At 70.5% G+C, this 21,645-nt stretch carries 21 protein-coding genes; 10 read left to right on the forward strand and 11 right to left on the reverse strand.

The genetic code is table 11. The features are described from left to right. On the reverse strand, nt 1-393 hold a 393-nt coding region (locus tag ACFWY6_RS28845; RefSeq protein WP_384696236.1), incomplete at its 3' end, for a pyruvate formate lyase family protein. Between the two features lie 102 nt (nt 394-495). Continuing rightward, complete coding sequence (locus tag ACFWY6_RS28850) at nt 496-1,929, reverse strand: NarK family nitrate/nitrite MFS transporter (RefSeq protein ID WP_384696239.1); 1,434 nt, start codon at nt 1,927-1,929, stop codon at nt 496-498. Nucleotides 1,930-2,176: 247 nt separating this feature from the next. On the opposite strand from ACFWY6_RS28850, the gene ACFWY6_RS28855 reads away from it, so the two are divergent. The 4 genes from ACFWY6_RS28855 (at nt 2,177) to ACFWY6_RS28870 (ending at nt 7,010) form a co-directional block, all read left to right on the forward strand. Further along, nucleotides 2,177-3,418, forward strand: a complete 1,242-nt coding sequence (locus ACFWY6_RS28855; RefSeq protein ID WP_384696242.1) for a low temperature requirement protein A — start codon at nt 2,177-2,179, stop codon at nt 3,416-3,418. Nucleotides 3,419-3,530: 112 nt separating this feature from the next. After that, nucleotides 3,531-4,685: a P1 family peptidase gene (locus tag ACFWY6_RS28860; protein WP_384696245.1), complete on the forward strand. Its 1,155-nt coding sequence runs from the start codon at nt 3,531-3,533 to the stop codon at nt 4,683-4,685. Nucleotides 4,686-4,835: 150 nt separating this feature from the next. Next, entirely contained in the window at nt 4,836-6,068 is a 1,233-nt protein-coding gene (locus ACFWY6_RS28865; protein WP_384696248.1) for an Ig-like domain-containing protein, read from the forward strand. 150 nt (nt 6,069-6,218) lie between these two features. Continuing rightward, entirely contained in the window at nt 6,219-7,010 is a 792-nt protein-coding gene (locus tag ACFWY6_RS28870; protein ID WP_384696251.1) for a DUF6227 family protein, read from the forward strand. Nucleotides 7,011-7,022: 12 nt separating this feature from the next. On the opposite strand, the gene ACFWY6_RS28875 is transcribed toward ACFWY6_RS28870, so the two are convergent. The 5 genes from ACFWY6_RS28875 to ACFWY6_RS28895 all read right to left on the reverse strand — a co-directional run bounded on the left by ACFWY6_RS28875 (nt 7,023) and on the right by ACFWY6_RS28895 (nt 12,241). Beyond that, entirely contained in the window at nt 7,023-7,277 is a 255-nt protein-coding gene (locus tag ACFWY6_RS28875) for a hypothetical protein (protein ID WP_384696254.1), read from the reverse strand. A 185-nt stretch (nt 7,278-7,462) separates the two neighbouring features. Next, entirely contained in the window at nt 7,463-9,478 is a 2,016-nt protein-coding gene (locus ACFWY6_RS28880; protein WP_384696257.1) for a fructose-specific PTS transporter subunit EIIC, read from the reverse strand. Nucleotides 9,479-9,521: 43 nt separating this feature from the next. After that, complete coding sequence (gene pfkB / locus ACFWY6_RS28885) at nt 9,522-10,469, reverse strand: 1-phosphofructokinase (RefSeq protein ID WP_384696284.1); 948 nt, start codon at nt 10,467-10,469, stop codon at nt 9,522-9,524. 221 nt (nt 10,470-10,690) lie between these two features. Then, nucleotides 10,691-11,452, reverse strand: coding sequence for a DeoR/GlpR family DNA-binding transcription regulator (locus ACFWY6_RS28890; RefSeq protein WP_363270000.1), 762 nt, complete (start codon nt 11,450-11,452; stop codon nt 10,691-10,693). A 153-nt stretch (nt 11,453-11,605) separates the two neighbouring features. Beyond that, nucleotides 11,606-12,241 (reverse strand): TetR/AcrR family transcriptional regulator, encoded by a 636-nt coding sequence (locus ACFWY6_RS28895; RefSeq protein WP_384696261.1) that lies wholly within the window; start codon nt 12,239-12,241, stop codon nt 11,606-11,608. 123 nt (nt 12,242-12,364) lie between these two features. Here ACFWY6_RS28895 and ACFWY6_RS28900 point away from each other — a divergent pair, with 123 nt between their 5' ends. Then, nucleotides 12,365-13,612, forward strand: a complete 1,248-nt coding sequence (locus tag ACFWY6_RS28900) for an ABC transporter substrate-binding protein (RefSeq protein ID WP_384696264.1) — start codon at nt 12,365-12,367, stop codon at nt 13,610-13,612. Nucleotides 13,613-13,644: 32 nt separating this feature from the next. Here the strand turns inward: ACFWY6_RS28900 and ACFWY6_RS28905 are convergent, their stop codons facing one another. Further along, on the reverse strand, nt 13,645-15,180 hold the full coding sequence (locus ACFWY6_RS28905; RefSeq protein WP_384696266.1) for an MFS transporter: 1,536 nt from the start codon (nt 15,178-15,180) through the stop codon (nt 13,645-13,647). Nucleotides 15,181-15,242: 62 nt separating this feature from the next. Here ACFWY6_RS28905 and ACFWY6_RS28910 point away from each other — a divergent pair, with 62 nt between their 5' ends. Beyond that, the gene (locus ACFWY6_RS28910; protein WP_384696287.1) at nt 15,243-16,247 is read left to right on the forward strand and encodes a helix-turn-helix transcriptional regulator; all 1,005 of its coding nucleotides are present in this window, start codon (nt 15,243-15,245) and stop codon (nt 16,245-16,247) included. A 17-nt stretch (nt 16,248-16,264) separates the two neighbouring features. Here ACFWY6_RS28910 and ACFWY6_RS28915 read toward each other — a convergent pair whose 3' ends face one another. Further along, entirely contained in the window at nt 16,265-16,837 is a 573-nt protein-coding gene (locus ACFWY6_RS28915; RefSeq protein WP_384696268.1) for a TetR/AcrR family transcriptional regulator, read from the reverse strand. 102 nt (nt 16,838-16,939) lie between these two features. Between ACFWY6_RS28915 and ACFWY6_RS28920 the strand changes: the two genes are divergently transcribed. Continuing rightward, nucleotides 16,940-17,227 carry an antibiotic biosynthesis monooxygenase gene (locus tag ACFWY6_RS28920; protein WP_384696271.1) on the forward strand — a complete coding sequence of 96 codons (288 nt, stop codon included), beginning with the start codon at nt 16,940-16,942 and terminating at the stop codon, nt 17,225-17,227. A gap of 112 nt (nt 17,228-17,339) precedes the next feature. Here ACFWY6_RS28920 and ACFWY6_RS28925 read toward each other — a convergent pair whose 3' ends face one another. After that, a complete protein-coding gene (locus ACFWY6_RS28925; RefSeq protein WP_266865865.1) occupies nt 17,340-18,347 on the reverse strand; it encodes an RNA polymerase sigma factor RpoD/SigA in 1,008 nt (335 codons plus the stop codon). Between the two features lie 183 nt (nt 18,348-18,530). On the opposite strand from ACFWY6_RS28925, the gene ACFWY6_RS28930 reads away from it, so the two are divergent. Both ACFWY6_RS28930 and ACFWY6_RS28935 read left to right on the forward strand, forming a co-directional pair. Continuing rightward, entirely contained in the window at nt 18,531-19,076 is a 546-nt protein-coding gene (locus ACFWY6_RS28930) for a GNAT family N-acetyltransferase (RefSeq protein ID WP_384696275.1), read from the forward strand. Nucleotides 19,077-19,123: 47 nt separating this feature from the next. Continuing rightward, on the forward strand, nt 19,124-20,137 hold the full coding sequence (locus ACFWY6_RS28935) for a questin oxidase family protein (protein WP_384696278.1): 1,014 nt from the start codon (nt 19,124-19,126) through the stop codon (nt 20,135-20,137). A 76-nt stretch (nt 20,138-20,213) separates the two neighbouring features. Here the strand turns inward: ACFWY6_RS28935 and ACFWY6_RS28940 are convergent, their stop codons facing one another. After that, nucleotides 20,214-20,975, reverse strand: coding sequence for a dioxygenase (locus ACFWY6_RS28940; RefSeq protein ID WP_384696290.1), 762 nt, complete (start codon nt 20,973-20,975; stop codon nt 20,214-20,216). A 131-nt stretch (nt 20,976-21,106) separates the two neighbouring features. On the opposite strand from ACFWY6_RS28940, the gene ACFWY6_RS28945 reads away from it, so the two are divergent. Continuing rightward, nucleotides 21,107-21,631, forward strand: coding sequence for a MarR family winged helix-turn-helix transcriptional regulator (locus tag ACFWY6_RS28945; protein WP_384696281.1), 525 nt, complete (start codon nt 21,107-21,109; stop codon nt 21,629-21,631). Nucleotides 21,632-21,645 lie beyond the last annotated feature (14 nt).

Here is a 21,645-nt window from a genome sequence, read left to right on the forward strand (position 1 = left end):
GTACGCCTTCAGGCTGTTCTCGACCATCCGCAGGCCGCCGTTCGGCATGATGGCGCGGTTCAGCGGGGCGTCGGTCTGCAGGCCGACGACGAGGTCGAGATCCGCGTCGACGAAGCCCGGCTCGAAGGCGTCGATGCGGGACGGGGTCCGCACGTCGACGTCGTAGATGCCGCGCTCGTTCTCCGTCGGGAACATCGACAGGAGCTTCTGCCAGACCTGGGTGGTGCGTTCGGTCGGTCCCGCGAGGAAGGAGCCGTCGCCCTCGTACGGCGTGTAGTTGTGCTGTACGAAGTCCCGGACGTCGATGGCGTCCCGCCACAGGCCGCCCTTGAAGCCGTCCCAAGCCTGGCCGTGCTCTGTCGGCACCTTCGTTTCCGCAGGAGTGGCAGTCATGAACCGCACCTTCCGAATCGCCTTTTCGCTCTGCGTCCATTGCACCTCCGCCGGGGCGGCTCGGGGGGCCGCAATGGTCCTCGATGCGGGACCAAAGGTCCCTCAGCTCGGGGACTCGGCGCCCTTGCGGGCGTAGAACCACCAGCAGACGGCGACGCAGCCGGCGTAGAAGGCCACGAAGCCCCACATCGCGCCGGTGACCGGGAAGTTGGCGAACATCGCCGGGATGAGGAAGAAGCCGTACGCCGCGACGGCGGAGGTGAATCCGGTGACGGCGCCCGCCTCCATCTCGGACTGCTTGAGCGCCCTCGCGTACTCGGGCGTGCCCTCGGTCAGGCCCTTCAGATGCTGGTCACGGAAGATCACCGGGATCTGCCGGAACGTCGAGCCGTTGCCGATGCCGGAGAAGAAGAACGCGCACAGGAAGCAGGCGAGGAAGCCCCAGAAGTTGCCGTTGTCGCCGCCGGAGGGAAGGAAGTTGATGACGCCGATGATCGAGAGGGCCATGCCCACGAACGAGATGATGGTGACCCGCGCCCCGCCGATCTTGTCGGCGATCCAGCCGCCGGCCCATCGGGCGAGCGCGCCCACGGCCGGGCCCATCCAGGCGTACGTCGCCGCGGAGTAGGCCGCGTCGATGGGCGTGAACGTGGTCTTGATGAGCATCGGCAGGGCTGCGGCGAAGCCGATGAAGGAGCCGAACGTGCCGACGTAGAGCCAGGTCATCAGCCAGTTGTGCTTGCGCTTGAAGATGACCTTCTGCTTGCTGAAGGGGGTCGACGCGACCTTCAGGTCGTTCTGGCCGAACCAGGCGATGACGGCCAGGATCACCAGGACGGGCACCCACAGGAACGCGGCGTTCTGCAGCCAGACCGGTGTGCCGTCGGCCTTGTGCCGGGCCGAGCCGACCGCGATGACCGAGCTGGTGATGACGATCGGGGTGACCAGCTGGACGACGGAGACTCCGAGGTTGCCGAGGCCGCCGTTGATGCCGGTCGCGTTGCCCTTGTCCTTCTTGGGGAAGAAGAAGCCGATGTTGGCGAGGGACGAGGCGAAGTTGGCGCCGCCGACGCCGCACAGGGCCGCGATGGCGATCATCACGCCGTACGAGGTGTCGGGGTTCTGGACCGCGATGCCGAGCCAGATCAGCGGGACGACCAGGACGATCGTGGAGAGCGCGGTGAAGCGGCGCTGGCCGATCATCGGGCCGAGGAAGGTGTAGATGATCCGGGCCGTGCCGCCCGTGAGGCCCGGGACCGCCGTCAGCCAGAACAGCTGGGACGTGGAGAAGCCGAAGCCGACGTCCTTGAGGTTGGTCGCGGTGACCGACCAGACCTGCCAGACCACGAAGGCGACGAGGAGGGCGGGGACCGCGATCCACAGGTTGCGGGTGGCGACCTTCTTGCCGGTGGACTTCCAGAAGAGTTCGTTCTCCGGCTCCCAGTCGGTGATGGTGCGGCCGGGACGGTACTGCGCGGGGTCGTACGACGTGCGTACGGGTGCGGTCGGCGCTTCTTGGGCGGCAGGCGATCTCATGTTGGTCCCCAGTTCGCTACGGGTCCCGACCTTGCTCCGGGGCCTGACATTTCCACGATCGGCCCCGCGCGCCGCCGGGAGCAGAGGCCTTGGGCACCAGGTGACCAGGACAAAGAGCGCGGGCTCCGCGGGACTTCGGACCCCTGTGGGTGCCGCGCCCGTGCGTGCCGCGTCCGGGCGGGTGTCCATCGGGTGGGAACGGGTGCCGCAGCCGCATTCGGCCCAGAGCTTCTGCTGTGCTTTGGGCATGGCATCCACACCGGCCTCCGCGCCGACCCCAGACCCAGGTTCCGGCTCCGGGCACCCCGGCCGCCCGGTCCCCGCATCGGCCACCCTGCGCCCCCTGGTCGCGCGCGGGCGGGACGAGGAGCACCGGGCGGCGACCCCGCTGGAACTCTTCTTCGACCTCTGTTTCGTCGTGGCGGTCGCCCAGGCCGGTGCCGAGCTGGTGCATGCGATCGCCGAGGGCCACGCGGGCGAGGGGATCCTCAACTACGCGATGGTGTTCTTCGCGCTGTTCTGGGCGTGGGTCAACTTCTCGTGGTTCGCGTCGGCGTACGACAACGACGACGTGCTCTTCCGGGTCGTCACGCTCGTCCAGATCGCCGGTGTGCTCGTCTTCGCCGCGGGGGTCTCCAAGGGGTTCCAGGACCACGACTTCCTGCTCATCTGGCTCGGCTACCTGATCATGCGGGTCGCGCTCACCACGCAGTGGCTGCGTGTCGCGTCCGCCGCGAGCGGGGAGGAACGCCGCACCGCGCTGCGGTACGCCGTGGGTGTGCTGCTCTGTCAGATCGGCTGGTCCGGGCTGCTCTTCCTGCCGGAGGACGCCCGTGGGTGGCTGTTCCTGGTGATGGCGATCGCCGAGATGTGCGTACCCGTCATCGCCGAGCGGGCCTACACCACGCCCTGGCATCCGCATCACATCGCGGAGCGGTACGGCCTGTTCACCATCATCGTGCTCGGCGAGACGATCGCGGCGGCGACCGTCGCCGTGAAGTCCGGCATCGACGAGAGCGACGAGCTGGGCGAGCTCCTGCCCATCGCCGCGGGCGGCCTCCTCATGGTCTTCGCCGCCTGGTGGATCTACTTCGTCGTGCCGATCCACGGCCGCCTGAGCACCAACCGGCAGGCGTTCCTGTGGGGTTACGGGCACTACTTCATCCTCGGCGCGGCCGCGGCGATCGGTGCCGGCATCGAGGTCGCGGTCGAGCAGGCCGTCGGCAAGGCACACATCTCGACACTGGCCGCGTCCGCATCGGTGACCGTACCGATGGCGCTGTACCTCCTGACGGTATGGCTGCTGCACTCCCGCTACTACAAGGTGGGCATCGCGCAGCAACTGGTGTTGCCAGGTGGGGCGTTGGCGACGCTCGCGAGTACGTTCGCGGGGAGCTGGGCGGTGCCGGTGGCGGGCCTCGTCGCGACGGCGACGGTCGCGACCGGGGTGACCCTGACGCGACGCATGGTGGCAGCCGCAAGCGACTGACTCGCCCCGGCCCGGCGGACGACCACACGCACGCCACTCGCCCCCACCCGCGGATGGCTCATACGTGGCGGCCCGCCCCGCCCGGCGCGTCTCGCGTGATACGTAGGTCGGCATGACTTCCGACGTCCCGAACCACCCCGCCACCCACTCCACCACCCACTCCCCGGCCGACATCCCGAGCCATCCCGCCCCCGGCTCGCTGACCGACGTCCGGGGCCTGCGGGTCGGGCACGCGACGCTCGGTGGGGACGGTCACCCGGGTCATCTCACCGGGGCCACCGTCGTGCTCGCACCAGAGGGTGGTGCCGTTGCCGCCGTGGATGTGCGGGGTGGTGGGCCCGGTACGCGGGAGACGGATGCGCTCGACCCGCGGAATCTGGTGCAGCGTGTCGAGGCGGTCGTTCTGACGGGCGGCAGCGCCTACGGCCTCGACTCCGCTTCCGGGGTGGTGGCGTGGCTGGAGGAGCAGGGGCGGGGCGTGCGGGTGGGTCCTGATCCCTCTCATGTCGTTCCCGTGGTGCCTGCCGCCTGCGTCTTCGACCTGGGCAGGGGCGGCGACTTCAAGGCTCGACCCGATGCGTCGACCGGTCGCGCCGCCGTGGAGGCCGCCGCGCTCACCGAGCTCTTCGCCCCGGTCCAGGAGGGCAACGTCGGCGCGGGTACCGGCGCGGTGGTCGGCAAGGTCAAGGGCGGCATCGGCAGCGCCGCCGTCCGGCTCGACTCGGGCATCACGGTGGCCGCCCTGGTCGTGGCGAACGCCGCGGGTTCGGGGTTCGACCCGGAGACCGGCGCGCTGTACGGGCGGTTCTTCCAGCACTTCCAGCACTTCCAGTACTTCGAGCACTTCCAGTCCTTCGAGGGGCGGCAGAACGCCTACCCCTCACCCGAGATCCACGAAGAGGCCAAGCGACGTCTCGCCGAAGCCGCCGCCGAGAACGGGCCGCCGCCGCTGAACACCACCCTCGCCGTGGTCGCCACGGACGCCGAACTCACCAAGGCCCAGGCGCAGAAGCTGGCCGGCACATCGCACGACGGCATGGCCCGCGCCGTGCGCCCCGTCCATCTCCTCAACGACGGGGACACCGTCTTCGCCCTCGCCACCGGCGAGCACGCGCTGGCCGCCGACAACCCCCTCGCCCTCAACGAGATCCTCGCGGCGGGCGCCGACCTGGTGACCACCGCGATCGTCCGGGCGATGCTGGCCGCGGAGTCCGTGCGCACCCCCGGCGGCACGTTCCCCTCGTATCTCGACCTCTACGGCAAGTAGGCCCACCCCAGACACAGCCCCAAAGCCGCACCAACCAGGGCAGGTTGGGGCGGCTTCGCTGTGCCTGTGCTCACACCATCCGGACGGAACCTTTCCGCCTGCACGTCGCTCTTTACCCGTACTGGACCAGAACGCGCACTTGGCACATAGATGGAGCAGCCCGTGACAACGTCGTACACAGCCAGGCCTAGGCGACGCGCCCTGCTGGCCGCCGCCGCACTCGCCGCCGCGGGTGCGCTGACCCTCACGGCCTGCGGCGGCGACGCGGACGCGAAGGGCGACGGCAAGAACGGCGAGGGCAAGGAAGCCGGCGGCCTCGCCGTCACCATCTCCGCCAAGGACGGCTCGACCGGCGCCTCCATCAACGCCACGGGCGTCAAGGTCAAGGGCGGCAAGCTGACCGACGTGAAGATGACGCTGGTCTCCACCGGTGCCGCCGTCGACGGCACGCTGTCCGCCGACGGCACGAGCTGGAAGCCCAAGGCCCAACTGGAGCGCGGCATGAAGTACCGCATCACGGCCGACGCCAAGGACGCCAAGGGCAAGGAAGCGACCGAGAACTCGATCTTCACGACCGTCTCGAAGGCCAACAGCTTCATCGGCAGCTACAACCCGGACGGCGGCACCAAGGTCGGCGTCGGTATGCCCGTCTCCTTCACCTTCGACAAGGCGATCACGGAGAAGCAGGACGTCCAGTCGCACATCAAGGTCACATCCGACAGCGGCCAGAAGGTCGTCGGCCACTGGTTCGGCGACCAGCGCCTGGACTTCAGGCCCGAGGAGTACTGGAAGGCCGGCTCCAAGGTCACGATGAAGATCGACCTGGAGGGCGTGAAGGGCGCGGAAGGCGCCACCGGCGTACAGAACAAGACGGTCAGCTTCACCGTCGGCCGCGCCCAGGTCTCCACGGTGGACGTGCAGGCCAAGAAGATGACGGTCGAGCGGGACGGAAAGGTCGTCAAGACCATCCCGATCTCCGCGGGCAGCCCGTCGAACCCCACGTACAACGGCCAGATGGTGATCTCCGAGAAGTTCACGCAGACCCGCATGAACGGCGACACGGTCGGCTTCGGCGGCGAGTACGACATCAAGGACGTCCCGCACGCCATGCGCCTGTCCTCGTCCGGCACGTTCATCCACGGCAACTACTGGGGCTCGCCCTCGATCTTCGGCAGCGCCAACACCAGCCACGGCTGCGTCGGCCTGCAGGACGCGCAGGGCGCGGGCGACTCCAGCACGCCGGGCGCGTGGTTCTACGACAACTCCCTGATCGGGGACGTCGTGACGGTCAAGGGCTCCCCGGACAAGACCATCGCCCCGGACAACGGCCTCAACGGCTGGAACATGTCCTGGAGCGAGTGGACGGCGGGCAGCGCCGGCTAGGCAGAACCCGGCCACCAGCCCCTCAACACCACGAGCCGCACGGGAACTTGCCGTGCGGCTCGTACGTTTTCCCGTTCCCGGACATGATGTCCGACCCAGGGGCTACGGTATGCACTCACAAGGTGACATGCAGCAACGCCGGGAGAAACCTTGAGCGTTCCGTACGAGTACGAGACAGCGTACGAGCCACCCCAGTCGCCCGAGCAGAAGCCTCCGCACTCTCCGCAGGAGCACCTCGAGCGGCTCCTCGGCCGCGCCCTGAACTCCTTCGACCTGCCGGACGAGACGATACGGCGCCTGGACTCGGCGATCGCGTACGACAGTTCGCTGCACTCCGCGCACCACAGCGCGGGCCTGCACCGCGAGACGTACCGGCACACGTGGCTGCTCGCCGACGCCAGCGCGCTCACCCTCTGGGAGCTGGTGCACAACACGAACCCCGACAGCCACCCCCAGCACGAGCTGTACGCGGACGAGGAGGAGGCCGGCGTCGCCACCTCGCGCCTTCCGCTCCCGCCGGACACCGCGCCGGTCGGCTGCGAGCAGCCCGTCGTGCTCCAGCTCCCGGCCCCGGACGAGCCCCGGCACACGTACGTCCCCGACGACTCGGCGGACCACGGGCGCCGGCTGCTGCGCCGCGCGGAGAACCCGGTCGGCGCGGGACGGCCGGGCGAGGAGATCGCGCGGCAGCTGCGTTCGGCGTTCGCGCACCAGATCACGCAGGCCTTCGGGCGCCCCTGCCTGGCCGGCGAGGCCCGCTTCTGCTTCTCGCTCTACGAGCACGCGTTCCTGCTCTTCGACGGCAGCGAGCTCAGCCTCTGGGAGGTCGAGCACACGGTCACGCCGGACAAGCGGCACATGTGCGAGGTGTACGTCACCGAGAACGCGGCCCGCGAGGCGATGGAACTGCGGGCCAGGAGCATTCCACAGCAGCGCTCCTGACCAAGGGCGCAGTTAGGACCGGCCCTCGCCGAACTGCCGTACAAGACCCGCGAAGGCGGCCCGCTCGTCCGGCGTCAGCTCCACCGTCTCCGCGCGCGGCGGGCCCGTCTGCGCGGGCAGTGCGCGCAGCGCCTGATCCTGGCGCCAGACGTCCGCGTCGGAGCGGTCGCGCCGCAGCACCCGCACCAGGCCCACGGCCCAGACGACGGTCGCGGCAGCGAGCACGGCCACGCCTGTCTGCTGGAGGATCGAGACATTCTGGAGCATGCCGCACAGTAGACAACACGATCCGGGACTTCCGACAGGGGGGCCGTGGGACTTACGTCCTGAAGTGACGCATGTCGCACAACCCCCCTCATAGGGACCTCATAGGGACCTCATAGGGACCTCATAGGGGCCTCATCAGGGCCTCGTCAGGACCTCATCAGGGCCCCATCGGGACCTCACGGGGCTCAAGCAGCCGCCGTGACCTGCTCCTTCGGCGCGGCTTCCGCAGCGGCCGCCGCGCTCTCGCCGCTCTCCCCGCTCTCCGAAGGAACCGGCTTCCGGGCCCCCTTGAGCAGGACGACCGCCACGGTCGAGACCCCGACACCGGCGGCGATGGCCACCAGGTAGAGCAGCGGCTGGCCGATCAGCGGCACCACGAAGATGCCTCCGTGCGGGGCCCGCAGCGTGCAGCCGAAGGCCATCGACAGGGCGCCGGTGACCGCGCCGCCCGCCATCGAGGCGGGGATCACCCGCAGCGGGTCGGCCGCGGCGAACGGGATCGCGCCCTCCGTGATGAAGGAGGCGCCGAGGAACCAGGCCGCCTTGCCGTTCTCGCGCTCCGTCTTGGTGAAGAGACGGCCGCGGACGGTGGTGGCGAGCGCCATGGCGAGCGGCGGGACCATGCCGGCCGCCATCACCGCGGCCATCACCTTGAGGCTGCCCTCGGTCGGGTTGGTGAGGCCGCCGATGGCGAAGGCGTACGCGACCTTGTTCAGCGGGCCGCCGAGGTCGAAGCACATCATCAGGCCGAGGATGACGCCAAGGATGATCGCGTTGGCGCCGGAGAGCCCTTCGAGCCAATCGGTGAGCGCGCTCTGCAGCGAGGCGATCGGCTTTCCGATCACCAGGAACATCAGGAAGCCGACGACCGCCGAAGAGATCAGCGGGATCACCACGACCGGCATGATGCCGCGCAGGACGGTCGGGATCCGGACCCTCTGGATCCCCATCACCACGCCGCCCGCGATCAGACCCGCCGCGAGGCCGCCGAGGAAGCCCGCGTTGATCGTGACGGCGACCGAACCGCCGACGAAGCCGGGGACCAGACCGGGCCGGTCGGCCATTCCGTACGCGATGTAACCGGCGAGGACCGGCACCAGGAAGGCGAAGGCGAGCCCGCCGACCTGGAAGAGCAGCGCGGCCCAGCTGGTGGTGTCCGTCCACACGAAGTGCTCGGCGACGGACGGGGCCTTGTCGATCCGCCAGCCGCCGATGGCGAAGCCCAGGGCGATGAGCAGGCCGCCCGCGGCGACGAACGGGACCATGTAACTGACGCCGGACATCAGCCACTTGCGCAGCTTGGTGCCGTAGCCGTCGCCGCTGTCGCCCGCGTTGTCCACCGGGCTCGGGGCGCTTGCCGTGGTGATCTCGCCGCGGGCCGCCTTCTCGCGGGCCTCCGCGATGAGTTCCGCCGGGCGGCTGATGCCGGCCTTCACGCCCACGTCGACCGTGGGCTTCCCGGTGAAGCGGTCCTTGTCCCGTACGGGGACGTCGTGGGCGAAGATGACCGCGTCCGCGGAGGCGATGACCGCCGGGTCGAGGCGGGTGAAGCCGGCGGAGCCCTGCGTCTCCACCGTCAGTTCCACGTCTGCGTCGCGGGCCGCGTTCTCGAGGGACTCTGCGGCCATGTACGTGTGGGCTATGCCCGTGGGGCAGGACGTGACGGCGACTATGCGGAACGGCTCCGCCGGGGGCTGGTCGTCGTTCGACTGCGGGTCGGTGGGGGTTTCTGTCGTTGTTTCCCCAGCCACCCGCCCCTCACCCCGGATCAGGTCTGCTGCCGTCTCCGCGTCCTCCGCACCCCGCAGCGCACTCGTGAACCCTTCATCCATCAACTGCCGTGCCAGCGACGACAGGATCGTCAAGTGGGCGTCGTCCGCGCCCGCCGGAGCGGCGATGAGGAAGATCAGATCCGCGGGGCCGTCCGGCGCCCCGAAGTCGATGCCGTCCGCCGAGCGGCCGAAGGCCAGGGTCGGCTCGGTGACATGGGCGCTGCGGCAGTGCGGGATGCCGATGCCGCCGTCGAGGCCGGTCGGCATCTGCGCCTCACGGGCCGCCACGTCGGCGAGGAACCCCTCCAGGTCGGTCACCCGGCCCAGGGACACCATGCGCTCGGCGAGGGCGCGGGCCGCCGCTTCCTTGGTTCCGGCGGACCGGTCGAGTTCGAGGTCGACCAGTTCCGCGGTGATCATCTCGCTCATCGCGGGCTCCTTCGCAGGGGACTTGGCTTGTGGGGGCGGGGAGTCATGACGCCGGCTCCGTCAGCGCGCGGTCCAGGGGGACCTCCGTCGTCACCGTGACCGCGTCCGGCGCGAGATCCGCGGGCGTCGGCATCGCGCTGCCCGGCAGCCGGACCGCCGCCGCGCCGTGCGCCACGGCCGACGCGAGGGCGTCCGCGCCGGTGCCGCCCGCGATGAGGAAACCGGCCAGGGAGGAGTCACCGGCGCCGACGTTGCTGCGTACGGCGTCGACGCGGGCGCTGCCGAAGTACGTGCCCGAGTCGTCGACCAGGAGCTGGCCGTCAGCCCCGAGGCTGGCGAGCACGGAGCGCGCGCCGAGCTCCCGCAGCTCCTCGGCGGCCTTCACCGCGTCGCCGACCGTGGCCAGCGGGCGGCCCACCGCCTCGGCGAGTTCCTCGGCGTTCGGCTTGACCACGTCGGGGCGCTCGGCGAGGGCGGCGAGCAGCGCAGGGCCCGAGGTGTCCAGGGCGATACGGGCGCCCGCCGCGTGCGCGCGGGCCACCAACTCGGCGTACCAGGAAGGCGCGAGGCCGCGCGGGAGGCTGCCGCAGCAGGCGATCCAGTCGGCCCCGGCGGAGCGTTCACGGGCGGCGGAGAGCAGCGACTCCGCCTCGACCGGGGTCAGTTCGGGGCCCGGGGCATTGATCTTGGTGAGGGTGCCGTCCGGTTCGGCGACCGCGATGTTGGATCGGGTGTGACCCGCGACCGGGACCGGGGCGACGCTGATCCCCTGCTCGTCGAGGAGCTGCGCGACCAGCGCGCCGGGCGCCCCGCCGAGCGGCAGCACGGCGACGGTGTCAGCGCCCGCCGCCGCGACCGCCCGCGACACGTTGACGCCCTTGCCGCCCGGGTCCATCCGCTCCCCGGTGGCCCGCACGACCTCACCGCGGTCCAGGGCGGGGACCTCGTAGGTGCGGTCGAGGGAGGGGTTGGGCGTGACGGTGAGGATCATGCGTGTACGTACCGTTTCGTTGCTGTCGTGCGTGGGGTCCGGCTGCCGACGGCTCGCCGCGCCCGCGGGGCTCGACGGCCCGCGGTCCGCGGAGGGTTCGGCGGAGGCGGGGGCCGGTCGCGGAGACTCGGCGCGGGCGCGAGCCGGCGGTGCGCTCCGCGCGAAGCCGGGGTTCGGCCCGCCGCCCGCCCCGCGCGCGGCGCTCCCCGCATGGCTGCCGCTCATGCCCGGATCACCTCCGTGCCGCCGCCCTCGATCGCCGCCGCGTCCTCGGGGCTGAGGCCGCTGTCGGTGATCAGGAGGTCGACGTCGTCCAGGTCGCCGAAGCGGGCGAAGTGTTCCTGGCCGTGCTTGGTGGAGTCCGCGAGCAGGACCACCCGGCGGGCCGCGCCGATCGCGGCGCGCTTGACGGCCGCCTCGGCGAGGTCGGGGGTGGTCAGGCCGGCCTCCGCGGAGAAGCCGTTGGTGGCGAGGAAGAGGACGTCGGCGCGGATCTCGCCGTACGCCCGCAGCGCCCACGCGTCGACCGCCGCGCGCGTACGGCTGCGTACCCGGCCGCCGATGAGGTGCAGCTGGATGCCGGGGTGGTCGGCGAGGCGGGCCGCGGTGGGCAGGCCGTGCGTGACGACCGTGAACGTCGATTCGAGGGGGAGCGAGGCCGCGAGCCGCGCGACCGTCGAGCCCGCGTCGAGGATGACGCTGCCCTCGGCCGGCAGCTCGGCGAGCGCGGCCTTGGCGATGCGGTCCTTCTCGTCGGCCGATGTGCCCTCGCGCTCGGCGAGGTCCGGCTCGAAGTCGAGGCGCCCGGCCGGGATGGCACCGCCATGGACACGGCGTACGAGACCGGCGCGGTCGAGGGCCTTCAGGTCGCGCCGGATGGTCTCCGCGGTGACCTGGAACTCCTCGGCGAGCGACAGCACGTCGACCCGGCCGCCGTCACGCGCGAGCCGCAGGATCTCCTGCTGCCGCTCCGGTGCGTACATGTCCGTTCGCCTCCGCCTTGATGCCCGAGCTTGTGGATTCCCCCGCAGACTACGGTTGAATTTCCGGAAAGTAAACAAGTTCGGGCCCCAGGCAGACACAAACGGACTTCCGGCCGGGCAGCGAGCCGCCGGAAGTCCGTGCCGGACGTGGCCCTACGGCCTGCGGAAGTCCCCCAGCGCCTCGATGCAGCGCCCGGCCAGAGCCGCGGGGCCCGCCGGACCCCCGGCGGGATCGTCACCGGCGGCCCATGTCTCCACGGCCACCCGGACCGCCGCACTGGCCAGCGCCGCCATGAGCCGAAGCTGCAGCGAGGGAGCACCGGAGCGCCCCTCCCGCTCGGCGAGCACGGAGATCAGCGTCTGCTCCGAGCCGTGGCAGGCGTCGGACCACACCGCCCGCAGCGCCGCGCTCTCCCCCGCCATGCGCAGCAGCGACCGCACCCACTCCAGGGACTCCACCGCCCCGGTGTCGTCGGCGGCCAGCGCCCGCGCCGCCGCGTCCCGCAGCGCGTCCCGTACCGGAAGAGCGGCCGGCGCCTCCCGCACCGCCTCGGCCCACTGCTGCGCACCGGCGGCGAAGAGCGGGGCGACGGCCTCCTCCTTGGTCGCGAAGTAGCGGTAGAGGGTGCGCGGGGCGACGCCCGCGGCACGGGCGATGTCCTCGGCGCGGGTGGCGCGCAGCCCGTTCTCGACGAAGAGCGCGGCCGCGGTGCGGGCGATGTCCAGGCGCGTCTCGGCCTTGCGGCGCTCGGTGAGCGAACCGGGCGAGCTGGGCAAATGTGCGTGCATGCGAGGCAGGCTATGCCAGCCGTCCGCACCAGGTCCTCGTAGACATAAAGTGCCCGTGTGACAGAATCTGCCACCGAACGAATGCGGTGCGATCAAGCGCGATCAAAAAGGGTGGCAACAGCGGTGCGTCGTCGGCAGTTCCTTCTCCACACGGCCGGTCTCACCGGCGCCTCCGCGCTCGGGCTCACCGCCTGCTCGTCGGACGGCGACACGACCACCCTCAAACTCCTCGCGGCCAGCTACGACGAGAGCGTGGGCTCCTCGATCGGCGACCAGTGGAAGGGACTCATCGCCTCCTTCGAGAAGGCGCACCCCACCATCAAGATCGACCTGGAGCGCGTCCCCTTCAACAAGCTCGACCGGACGCTCGCCCGGCGCGTGAAGGACGGCCGGGCACCCGACATCGCCCAGTCGAACGTCTTCGCCCCCTACGCCGAGGACGGCAAGCTCTACAGCGCGTCCGACCTCTTCGAGATCCGCACCGAGGCCGACTTCACCCGCTCGTACGCGGAGGCGGGATCGGTCAAGCACATCCAGTACGGCATCCCGTTCCTGGCCAGCACCCCGCGCCTCTTCTACAACAAGGCCCTGTTCAAGCAGGCCCGCATCACCGCACCCACGTCCTGGGACGAGTTGGCCGCGGCGGCACAGGCCCTGAAGACGCTCGGCGTGAAGACGCCGTACGGCCTGCAACTGGGCCCCGAGGCCGCCGAGGACGAGGTGCTGTCCTGGCTGCTCGCGGACGACGGCGGCTACGCGGGCCTGACGAGCTACGACTTCAACACCGCGGGCAATGTCCGGACGCTGGCCTGGCTGCGGGACGAGCTGGTCGGCAAGGGGCTCGCGGGCGCGAACCCGGCGGGGCTCAACAGGACGGACGCGTACGCCCAGTTCATGAAGGGCCGGATCGGGATGCTGGTCGCCCATCCGGTGCTCATGGGCGCCGCCGACAAGTACAGGTTCCCTTACGCGCACACCGCGTTCCCCAGGCGGCAGGGCGGGGCCGCGGCGCCCGTCGGCCTGAGCGACTGGCTGATGGCGTTCCGGCAGAACGGCAACGGCGAGGCGTCCGGCCGGTTCCTCAGTCACCTCTACGGCCGCAAGTCGGCCAAGGCGTACGGCGGCGGCCAGGCCGCGCTCCCGGTGACCAGCTCGGCGTCGGCCGCGCTGCGGGCGGACCCGGCGCAGCGCCCGCTGTGGAAGTTCATCGACCAGATGCCGCAGGCGCAGTTCCAGCCGGGCAATCTGCGGTCGTGGCCGACGGTCCGGGCGGCCATCCGCAAGGAGATCGGCGCCGCCGTCATGAAGGGCGGCAGCCCCGAGGGCGTACTCGAGTCCCTGGACACGACGGCGACCCAGGCGGAGCTCTAGGCTCCGCCCGGGCCGCGCCCCGCCGGGGTGGATCAGGACGTCAACGCGGGCTCCCGCTCCGGGAGTTCACCGAGGCCATCGGTGCCATCGGCCGCGGCGTCCGCGCCCTCGACGTGCTGCCGGGGCTTGGCCGGCAGGGCGAACATCAGCAGGAAGATGACGGCGAGCACGCCGACCACCCACCACAGAGAGTTCTGGAACGCGTCGATGAACTCTGCGGGCATCCGGCTCCGTTCGACCTTCTCGTCGATCACGCCGAAGAACACCACGGACACGAGGCCGAGCCCGAGCGCGTTGCCCATCTGCTGGACGGTGTTGATGAGCCCGGACGCCGAACCCGAGTGCTCCTGCGGGACGTCGGAGAGCACCGCGTCGGTCAGCGGGGCGACGATCAGACCCATGCCGGCGCCCATCACGGTCAGCGGCAGCGCCATCTGCCACGGCGCGAGGTCCGCGCCGTACCGGTTCGCCTCCCAGATGTAGAGCAGCACCCCGGTGGCCATGACGAGCGCGCCGCCCTGCAGCACCTTGCGGCCGAACCGCGGGACGAGCTTCTGCACGGAGAGGCCGGCCGCCACCGAGACGGCGATCGAGAACGGAACGCCGGTGACGCCCGCCTTCAGCGGAGTCCAGCCGAGCCCGAACTGCATGTAGAGCGTCCAGACCAGGAAGAAGATGCCGAGCGAGATCCCGAACACCGTCTGCACCGCGATGCCCGCCGCGAAGCTCTTCACCTTGAACAGCGAGAGCTCCACCAGCGGCGAACCGTCCTTCGCCGTCTTCCACTTCTCGTACGCGACCAGGGCGCCGAAGACCACGATGCCGCCCGCCATCATCACGTAACCCCACAGCGGCCAGTCCAACTCCCGCCCACGGATGAGCGGGTAGAGCACCATCAGCAGGCCGAGCGTCACCAGAACGACTCCGACGAGGTCGAGCTTGAGCGCCTTCGGCGCCTTGGACTCGCTGATGAACTTCAGACCGAGAACGAGCCCCGCTATGCCGACCGGCAGGTTGATGAGGAAGATCGGGCGCCATTCGAGGCCGAAGAGGTTCCACTCGGTGAGCAGCGCGCCGAGCAGCGGTCCGGAGACCGCGCCGAGCCCCACGACCATCCCGAAGAGCCCGAAGACCTTGCCCCGCTCGTGCGCGGGGAAGGTGGCGTGCACGATCGACAGGACCTGCGGCACCATCATCGCGGCCATGCCGCCCTGCAGGATCCGCGATGCGACGAGCATCTCCGGGTTGACGGCGAACCCGCAGAGCGCGGAGGCCAGCGTGAAGCCGCCGATGCCGATGAGGAACATCCGCTTGCGCCCGTGGATGTCGCCGAGCCGCCCGCCGGTGATCAGACCGGCCGCGAAGGCGAGCGCGTAGCCCGCGGTGATCCACTGGATCTGGCCGAACGTGGCGCCGGTCTCCTGCTTCATGGAGGGGATCGCGATGTTGACGATGGTGACGTCGACGAGGTCCATGAAGGCCGCGGTCATCACGATGGCCAGGGCGAACCAGCGCCGGCGGTCGCCGGCGGATGTGGGTGGCACGGGGGCGGGGTCGCTGAAAGTCATGAGAGGAATCTAGGAGCCATATAGGCCAGATGATGTCCTAGATGACGGCCACCATGAAGAACATGACGAAGAACACGACATCGCGTCCGACCGGTGGCGGTTCCAACACGGACACCCCGGCAAGGCTGCTGCAGCTCCTCTCCCTGCTCCAGACCCCGCGGGAGTGGCCCGGCGGGGAGCTGTCCGAACGGCTCGGCGTCAGCCGCCGCACGGTGCGGCGCGACATCGACCGGCTGCGGGACCTCGGCTACCCGGTCCAGGCGAGCCAGGGCGCGACCGGCGGATACCGCCTGGTCGCGGGCAAGGCGATGCCGCCGCTGGTCCTCGACGACGAGGAGGCGGTGGCGATCGCGGTGGGCCTGCGGGCGGGGGCGGGCCACGCGGTGGAGGGGGTGGAGGAGGCCTCCGTGCGGGCCCTGGCCAAACTGGAGCAGGTCCTCCCCAGCCGCCTGCGCCACCGGGTCTCCAACCTCCAGATCGCGACAACGCCCCTGACCAGCGGGGACGGGGCGAGCATCGCCCCCGAGACGCTGACGGTGATGGCCTCGGCGGCGGCCGGCCAGGAGCGTCTGCGCTTCGCTTACCGCGCGGGCGACGGCACGGAGTCGCGCCGCCTGACCGAGCCCTACCGCCTGGTGTCGACGGGGCGTCGCTGGTACCTGGTCGCGTACGACATCGACCGCGAGGACTGGCGTACGTTCCGCGTCGACCGGGTGTCGTCGCCGTTCGCGACGGGGGCGCGGTTCGCCCCGCGGGAGCTGCCGACGGGGGACGCCGCGCAGTACATCCGGCAGTCCATGTGGCGCGGTCAGCAGTCGTACGCCATCGACGTGACGTTCGCGGCCCCGGCGGAGTACATCGCGGCACGGCTCCCCGCGGCCCTCGGCACGCCGGAACGGATCTCCGACACGTCCTGCCGCCTGCGGTCGACGGTGCCGGACTCCATCGAATGGCTGGCGGTCCGCCTGGCGTTGGCCGACTGCGACTTCACGGCACACGAGCCGCCGGAACTGGTGCAGTACCTACGCGACTTGGGCGCACGCCTGACTCGGGCCTCCGGCATGTGATCCCGCCCCGGGGTCTTTCATCCACCGGAGCTGCCGTGCGGTAGGTCGAGGATGATGTCGGCGGCGCGGCCGATGACCTGGGCGCGGGTGCCTGCCGGGTGGTCGGCGGCGAGGAAGTGGCTGCCGATGGCCGTGCAGAAGGCGAGCAGGGCGCGGGCCTCCACCTCTTCGGGGTCGGCGCAGAAGGTGCTGATCGCGTCGCGCGCCAGTTGGATGCGTTCGTTGTCCACGCGGCGCAGGCGGGCGGCGACGGCGGGATCGCGGCGGGCCCATTCGCGGATGGCCAGGTCGATGCGGAGCAGCCGGTCGCTGGAGAAGGTGAGCTGTCCGGCCAGGCGGACCCTGTCCCGTGCGTCGCCGCCCTCCCGCTCGACCCGGTCGATGACGTCGTCGACGCACTCGCGCTCCCAGGTGTCCAGCATCTCGGTCAGCAGTGCGTCGCGGTCGGCGAAGTAGCCGTAGAAGCCGCCCTTGGTCACCCCGAGCGCCTTGGCGAGCGCCTCGATCCGCACCGCGTCCACACCGCCCGCGGCCAGCGCCCGCAGCCCCTCCTCGATCCACTGCTCCCGCGGCGTGCGCAACGCGCCCATCTGTGGCCCACCTCACCGTCGACGACCTGTTGTACGAAGCCGCACAACGGGCCTAGCCTCACCTTGTACGGAATCGTATAACTCCGTCGAGAGGGGCACGTCATGTCATTCGGCTTCGTCGCCTTCCACTACCCGGCTCCCGAACACGTCGACGCCTTCGTCGCCGAGTGCCACCAGGTCGCCGACGCGATGCGCAGCCAGCCGGGCTTCGAGTCGGTCGGGGTCTGGGTCACCCCGGACGGCGGGGCGGTCGTCACCACCGGCGCGTACGAGTCCGAGGAGGCCTTCCGGGCCACGGCCGACCTCGCCCGCGAGATGGACGCGACGCCTGACGGCCAGAGCGACCTGGAGATCAGGCCCCGAGAGGTCCACTTCCTGGTGTCGCGCTAGCGGTCTTGGTACCACCGGGCAATCGGGCGGGTGGGCGGGAAAAGAAGCGAGCCCCGATGCCGAGGGGATGGCACCGGGGCTCAGCTAAAGGGGACGGCTCAAGGCGGGCCGCCTAGGCCGCCGCGTCGAAGCCCGTGTCCCGCGCCAGCTTCTTCAGTTCGAGCAGCGCGTGCTTCTCGATCTGCCGGATCCGCTCACGCGTCAGACCGTGCTGCTTGCCGACCTCCGTCAGCGTCCGCTCGCGGCCGTCCTCGATGCCGTACCGCATCTTGATGATGGAGGCCGTGCGCTGGTCGAGGCGGCCGATCAGGTCGTCCAGTTCCTCACTGCGCAGCAGCGTCAGGACCGACTGCTCGGGCGAGATCGCCGAGGTGTCCTCGAGGAGGTCACCGAACTGGGTGTCGCCGTCGTCGTCCACGCCCATGTTCAGCGAGACCGGGTCGCGGGCCCAGTCCAGGACGTCGATGACCCGCGCCGGGGTGGAGTCGAGCTCGGCTGCGACCTCCTCGGGCTCCGGATCGCGGCCGTTCTTACGGTTGAACTCGCGCTGGACGCGACGGATCCGGCCCAGCTCCTCCACCAGGTGGACGGGGAGCCGGATGGTGCGCGACTGATCGGCTATGGAGCGCGTGATGGCCTGGCGGATCCACCACGTGGCGTACGTGGAGAACTTGAAGCCCTTGGCGTAGTCGAACTTCTCGACCGCGCGCACCAGGCCCGCGTTCCCCTCCTGGATCAGGTCGAGCAGAGGCAGACCGCTGCGCGGATAGCGCCGCGCCACAGCGACGACGAGCCGCAGGTTCGACCGGATGAAGACGTCCTTCGCGCGCTCGCCGTCGGCGACCAGCGCCTCCAGCTCGTCGCGGGACGCGGCCGCGCCCGCGACGGAGTCCTCGACGTCCCCGTCGAGTATCTTTCGCGCGTAGACACCCGCCTCGATGATCTGGGACAGCTCGACTTCCTTGGCGGCGTCGAGCAGCGGCGTACGCGCGATCTCGTCGAGGTACATGCCGACCAGGTCGCGGTCGGCGATCTCCCCGCCTACGGCGCGAACACTGCGTGCCGCGTCGGTCTCGCCGGTGGAGGCGGACTTACGACGGGCGACGGCACGGGTTGCCATGCGTGCTCCCTTGCGTGTGGAGGTCCTGGTCGGCCTTTTCACTGGCCTCTGTGGTGGAAACCACACCCTTCCGGGTGCCCTGCTTCCGATGGAAACAACGACTGGAATCCGGACAGAATTCCCAAGCCGCACATCTATTTTCGCGACGTTGCAGTACCCTGTGCCGCCACAAAGGGAGGCCGGATGCCGTCGGAACGTACAGAGGTGCAGGTCAGGCCGGGCACGGAGGCCGACCTCGTGGCCCTGACCGACATCTACAACCACTACGTACGTGAGACGGCGATCACATTCGACACGGCCGTCTTCCTGCCAGAAGAGCGCCGCCCTTGGCTGCTCTCCCACCCTGAAGACGGCCCCCACCGCCTGATGGTTGCCCAGGAGCGGGATTCGGGCCGTGTGCTCGGATACGCGACCAGCAGCCCCTTCCGGCCGAAGGCCGCGTACGCCACTTCTGTAGAAGTCAGCGTCTACTGCGCTCCGGACACCGGCGGCCGCGGCATCGGCACGCTGCTGTACAAGGCGCTCTTCGAGGCCCTGGAGGACGAGGCCGCGACTTACGACAACCTGCACCGTGCGTACGCCGGGATCGCGCAGCCCAACGACGCCTCGCACCGCCTCCACGAACGCTTCGGCTTCCGGCACGTCGGCACGTACCGGGAGGTGGGCCGGAAGTTCGGCCGCTACTGGGACGTCGCCTGGTACGAGCGCCCGCTCGGCCCTCAGGCCTAGGCCGCAAGCCCGTTACGCCCGGGCGGGCACCCGCCTAGCGTGCGGCCATGGACACCACAGGCACCCTCGACGAAGCCCTGCAGCGCCTGCACACCTCCGGTCCCGAGCGGCTCGGACGGCTCACCAACCACGCCCCGATGGCCGTCGAGGCGCTCACCGCGCACGGGCACTCCGGAGCGGTCCACCGCTGGCTGGAGCTGTACACGCCGAAGCTGGAGGAGTTCCCCACGGGCGTCGCGCCCCTCACCGACGCGGACCTCCACACCGCACTCGGCGATCCGCGCCGGGCCGCGGACTGGATCGCGTACTTCGGGCGCGAGGTGGCCGAACGCCCCTGGCGCGATGTGCTCGCCGAGTGGTGGCCCCGGCTGCTGCCCGGGATGTACGGCGGCTCCACGCACCCGGTGATCCGGGTGGGCCACGCTGTCCGCACCCTGCTCGGCGGCGAGGAGACCGAACCCCGCAGCACCGAACTCGCCCACGGCCTCGGCTACTGGGCCGCCCGCCACCACCCCGTCAGCGGCGTCACTCCCCTGCCGGGCGCGGACAGCGCGGCCGCCGCGCTGTCCGCCGTGCCGCCCATCGCGGACCGGGCGGACGGCGGTTTCCCCGCCCGCCTCGGCCGCGTCAGCCAACTGCCGGTGTGGGCCGCCTCGGTGGACGACCCGGAGGAGGCCCGGCGCAGGCTGACCGAGCTGGTACGGGCGGCCACCCATCGGTACGCCACGCACGGGCACGGCGACGAGACGATGCTGGTGCACGCGGCTACTGCGCCGAACGCGGTTCTGCGCACGCTCCCCGCACTTCCCCGCGCGCTGTGGGTGCCGAGCCTGCGTGCCGCCTGGACGGCGTCTGCCGCGGTTACCGCGATGTACGCGCCGGATGCGCCGGTCGCGTACACGGCGCCCGGCAGCTTCGCTCCCGAGGAGGTTCTTGAGCGGGCGCTGGCTCACGGTGACGAGCACGTCATCAAGTTCACCGACACCGCGCTGGATGTCGGCGATGAGGTTGCCTTGGCGGCTGCCTTGCGTGCGGTTGAGCTGAGTGTGCCGCTGGGCTGAGTGCTTTTCGTCTGCGGGTCGTCTGTGGCTGGTCGCGCAGTTCCCCGTGCCCCTTACGGGGCGCCTGCGCCCCCCCTCAACCGAATTGCACCGACCTCTTCGCCAGCCCCATCCAGAACCCGTCGATCACACTCCGCTGCCCGCGCAGGTCCCCGGCGGCCTCCGCCGCCCCCAGCGTCACGAACAGCGGAGCGAAATGCTCCGTACGCGGATGCGCCAGCTGCCCCGCCGGGGACTTGTGCTCGAAGTCGAGAAGACCGTCCACGTCCCCCGCATCGAGAGCCTCGTGCCCCCACGCGTCGAACTCCGCCGACCAGGACGGAATGCCGCCCTGCCGCAGCGCCGCCAGGTTGTGCGTGAAGAAGCCGCTGCCGACGATCAGCACGCCCTCGTCCCGCAGCGGCGCCAGCCTGCGGCCGATGTCCATCAGGCGCTGCGGGTCGAGCGTGGGCATGGAGATCTGGAGGACGGGGATGTCCGCGTCGGGGTACATCTCGACGAGCGGGACATACGCTCCGTGGTCGAGCCCGCGGTCCGGGATATCCTGCACCGGCATGCCCGCCCCGCGCAGCAATTTACGTACGGAATCGGCCAGTTGAGGGGCGCCCGGAGCGGCATACGTCACCTGGTAGTAATGCTCGGGGAAGCCCCAGAAGTCGTAGACGAGCGGCACCGCCTCGGTGGCGCCGAGGGCGAGCGGGGCCTCCTCCCAGTGGGCGGAGACCATCAGGATGGCCTTGGGGCGCGGCAGGCCGGCCGACCAGGCCTTCAGCTCGTCCGGCCAGTGGGCGTCGTCGGCGAGCGGCGGCGCGCCGTGGCTGAGGTACAGGGCGGGCATGCGCTCCTGGGTTTCGGTCATGACGGCGCCTCCGAGAACGTACCGGGAAGTTTTACTTTAACTCTCAAGCTTCCTGTTCGATGATGACCCTACTCCCACATTGTTTAACCTTCAAGAAAGGGCTGCGTACAGTGGAGTACATGGACACGGCACCCACTTCTCCTCCGGACGAGGAGCCGCGCTGGCTCGACGACGCCGAACAGCGCACCTGGCTCGCGTATCTGCACGCCACCACGCTCCTGGAGGATCACCTCGATCGTCAGTTGCAGCGTGACGCGGGCATGCCGCACATCTACTACGGCCTGCTCGTCCAATTGTCCGTCGCGCCCCGGCGCCGGCTCCGGATGACCGAGCTCGCGCGGAACACCAAGATCACCCGGTCCCGGCTCTCGCACGCGATCGCGCGCCTGGAGAAGAACGGCTGGGTGCGCCGCGAGGACTGCCCGTCCGACAAGCGCGGCCAGTTCGCGATCCTCACCGACGACGGGTACGAGGTGCTGCGCAGGACCGCGCCCGGGCACGTCTCCGCCGTGCGCCAGGCCCTGTTCGACCGGCTCTCCGCAGAACAGCAGAAGTGGGGGGGGGGGGGGGTGGTGGAGGATCAGCGAGGGGCGGGGTGTGAACCACACGGGCAGGGGCGCCCCGCCAGCGGATGAAAAAAACACACCCA

The sequence above is a fragment of the Streptomyces sp. NPDC059037 genome, assembly GCF_042740015.1.
In the GTDB taxonomy this organism is placed as follows: domain Bacteria; phylum Actinomycetota; class Actinomycetes; order Streptomycetales; family Streptomycetaceae; genus Streptomyces.

Excerpts from the sequence above, each read along its gene's own strand:
- ACFWY6_RS28855 (WP_384696242.1), top strand. The coding sequence starts at position 2,177 with ATGGCATCCACACCGGCCTCCGCGCCGACCCCAGACCCAGGTTCCGGC.
- ACFWY6_RS28850 (WP_384696239.1), bottom strand. The coding sequence starts at position 1,929 with ATGAGATCGCCTGCCGCCCAAGAAGCGCCGACCGCACCCGTACGCACG.
- pfkB (WP_384696284.1), bottom strand. The coding sequence starts at position 10,469 with ATGATCCTCACCGTCACGCCCAACCCCTCCCTCGACCGCACCTACGAG.
- ACFWY6_RS28920 (WP_384696271.1), top strand. The coding sequence starts at position 16,940 with ATGTCATTCGGCTTCGTCGCCTTCCACTACCCGGCTCCCGAACACGTC.
- ACFWY6_RS28925 (WP_266865865.1), bottom strand. The coding sequence starts at position 18,347 with ATGGCAACCCGTGCCGTCGCCCGTCGTAAGTCCGCCTCCACCGGCGAG.
- ACFWY6_RS28930 (WP_384696275.1), top strand. The coding sequence starts at position 18,531 with ATGCCGTCGGAACGTACAGAGGTGCAGGTCAGGCCGGGCACGGAGGCC.
- ACFWY6_RS28860 (WP_384696245.1), top strand. The coding sequence starts at position 3,531 with ATGACTTCCGACGTCCCGAACCACCCCGCCACCCACTCCACCACCCAC.
- ACFWY6_RS28890 (WP_363270000.1), bottom strand. The coding sequence starts at position 11,452 with ATGTACGCACCGGAGCGGCAGCAGGAGATCCTGCGGCTCGCGCGTGAC.
- ACFWY6_RS28910 (WP_384696287.1), top strand. The coding sequence starts at position 15,243 with ATGACGAAGAACACGACATCGCGTCCGACCGGTGGCGGTTCCAACACG.
- ACFWY6_RS28935 (WP_384696278.1), top strand. The coding sequence starts at position 19,124 with ATGGACACCACAGGCACCCTCGACGAAGCCCTGCAGCGCCTGCACACC.
- ACFWY6_RS28880 (WP_384696257.1), bottom strand. The coding sequence starts at position 9,478 with ATGAGCGAGATGATCACCGCGGAACTGGTCGACCTCGAACTCGACCGG.
- ACFWY6_RS28875 (WP_384696254.1), bottom strand. The coding sequence starts at position 7,277 with ATGCTCCAGAATGTCTCGATCCTCCAGCAGACAGGCGTGGCCGTGCTC.
- ACFWY6_RS28905 (WP_384696266.1), bottom strand. The coding sequence starts at position 15,180 with ATGACTTTCAGCGACCCCGCCCCCGTGCCACCCACATCCGCCGGCGAC.
- ACFWY6_RS28915 (WP_384696268.1), bottom strand. The coding sequence starts at position 16,837 with ATGGGCGCGTTGCGCACGCCGCGGGAGCAGTGGATCGAGGAGGGGCTG.
- ACFWY6_RS28895 (WP_384696261.1), bottom strand. The coding sequence starts at position 12,241 with ATGCACGCACATTTGCCCAGCTCGCCCGGTTCGCTCACCGAGCGCCGC.
- ACFWY6_RS28865 (WP_384696248.1), top strand. The coding sequence starts at position 4,836 with ATGGAGCAGCCCGTGACAACGTCGTACACAGCCAGGCCTAGGCGACGC.
- ACFWY6_RS28940 (WP_384696290.1), bottom strand. The coding sequence starts at position 20,975 with ATGCCCGCCCTGTACCTCAGCCACGGCGCGCCGCCGCTCGCCGACGAC.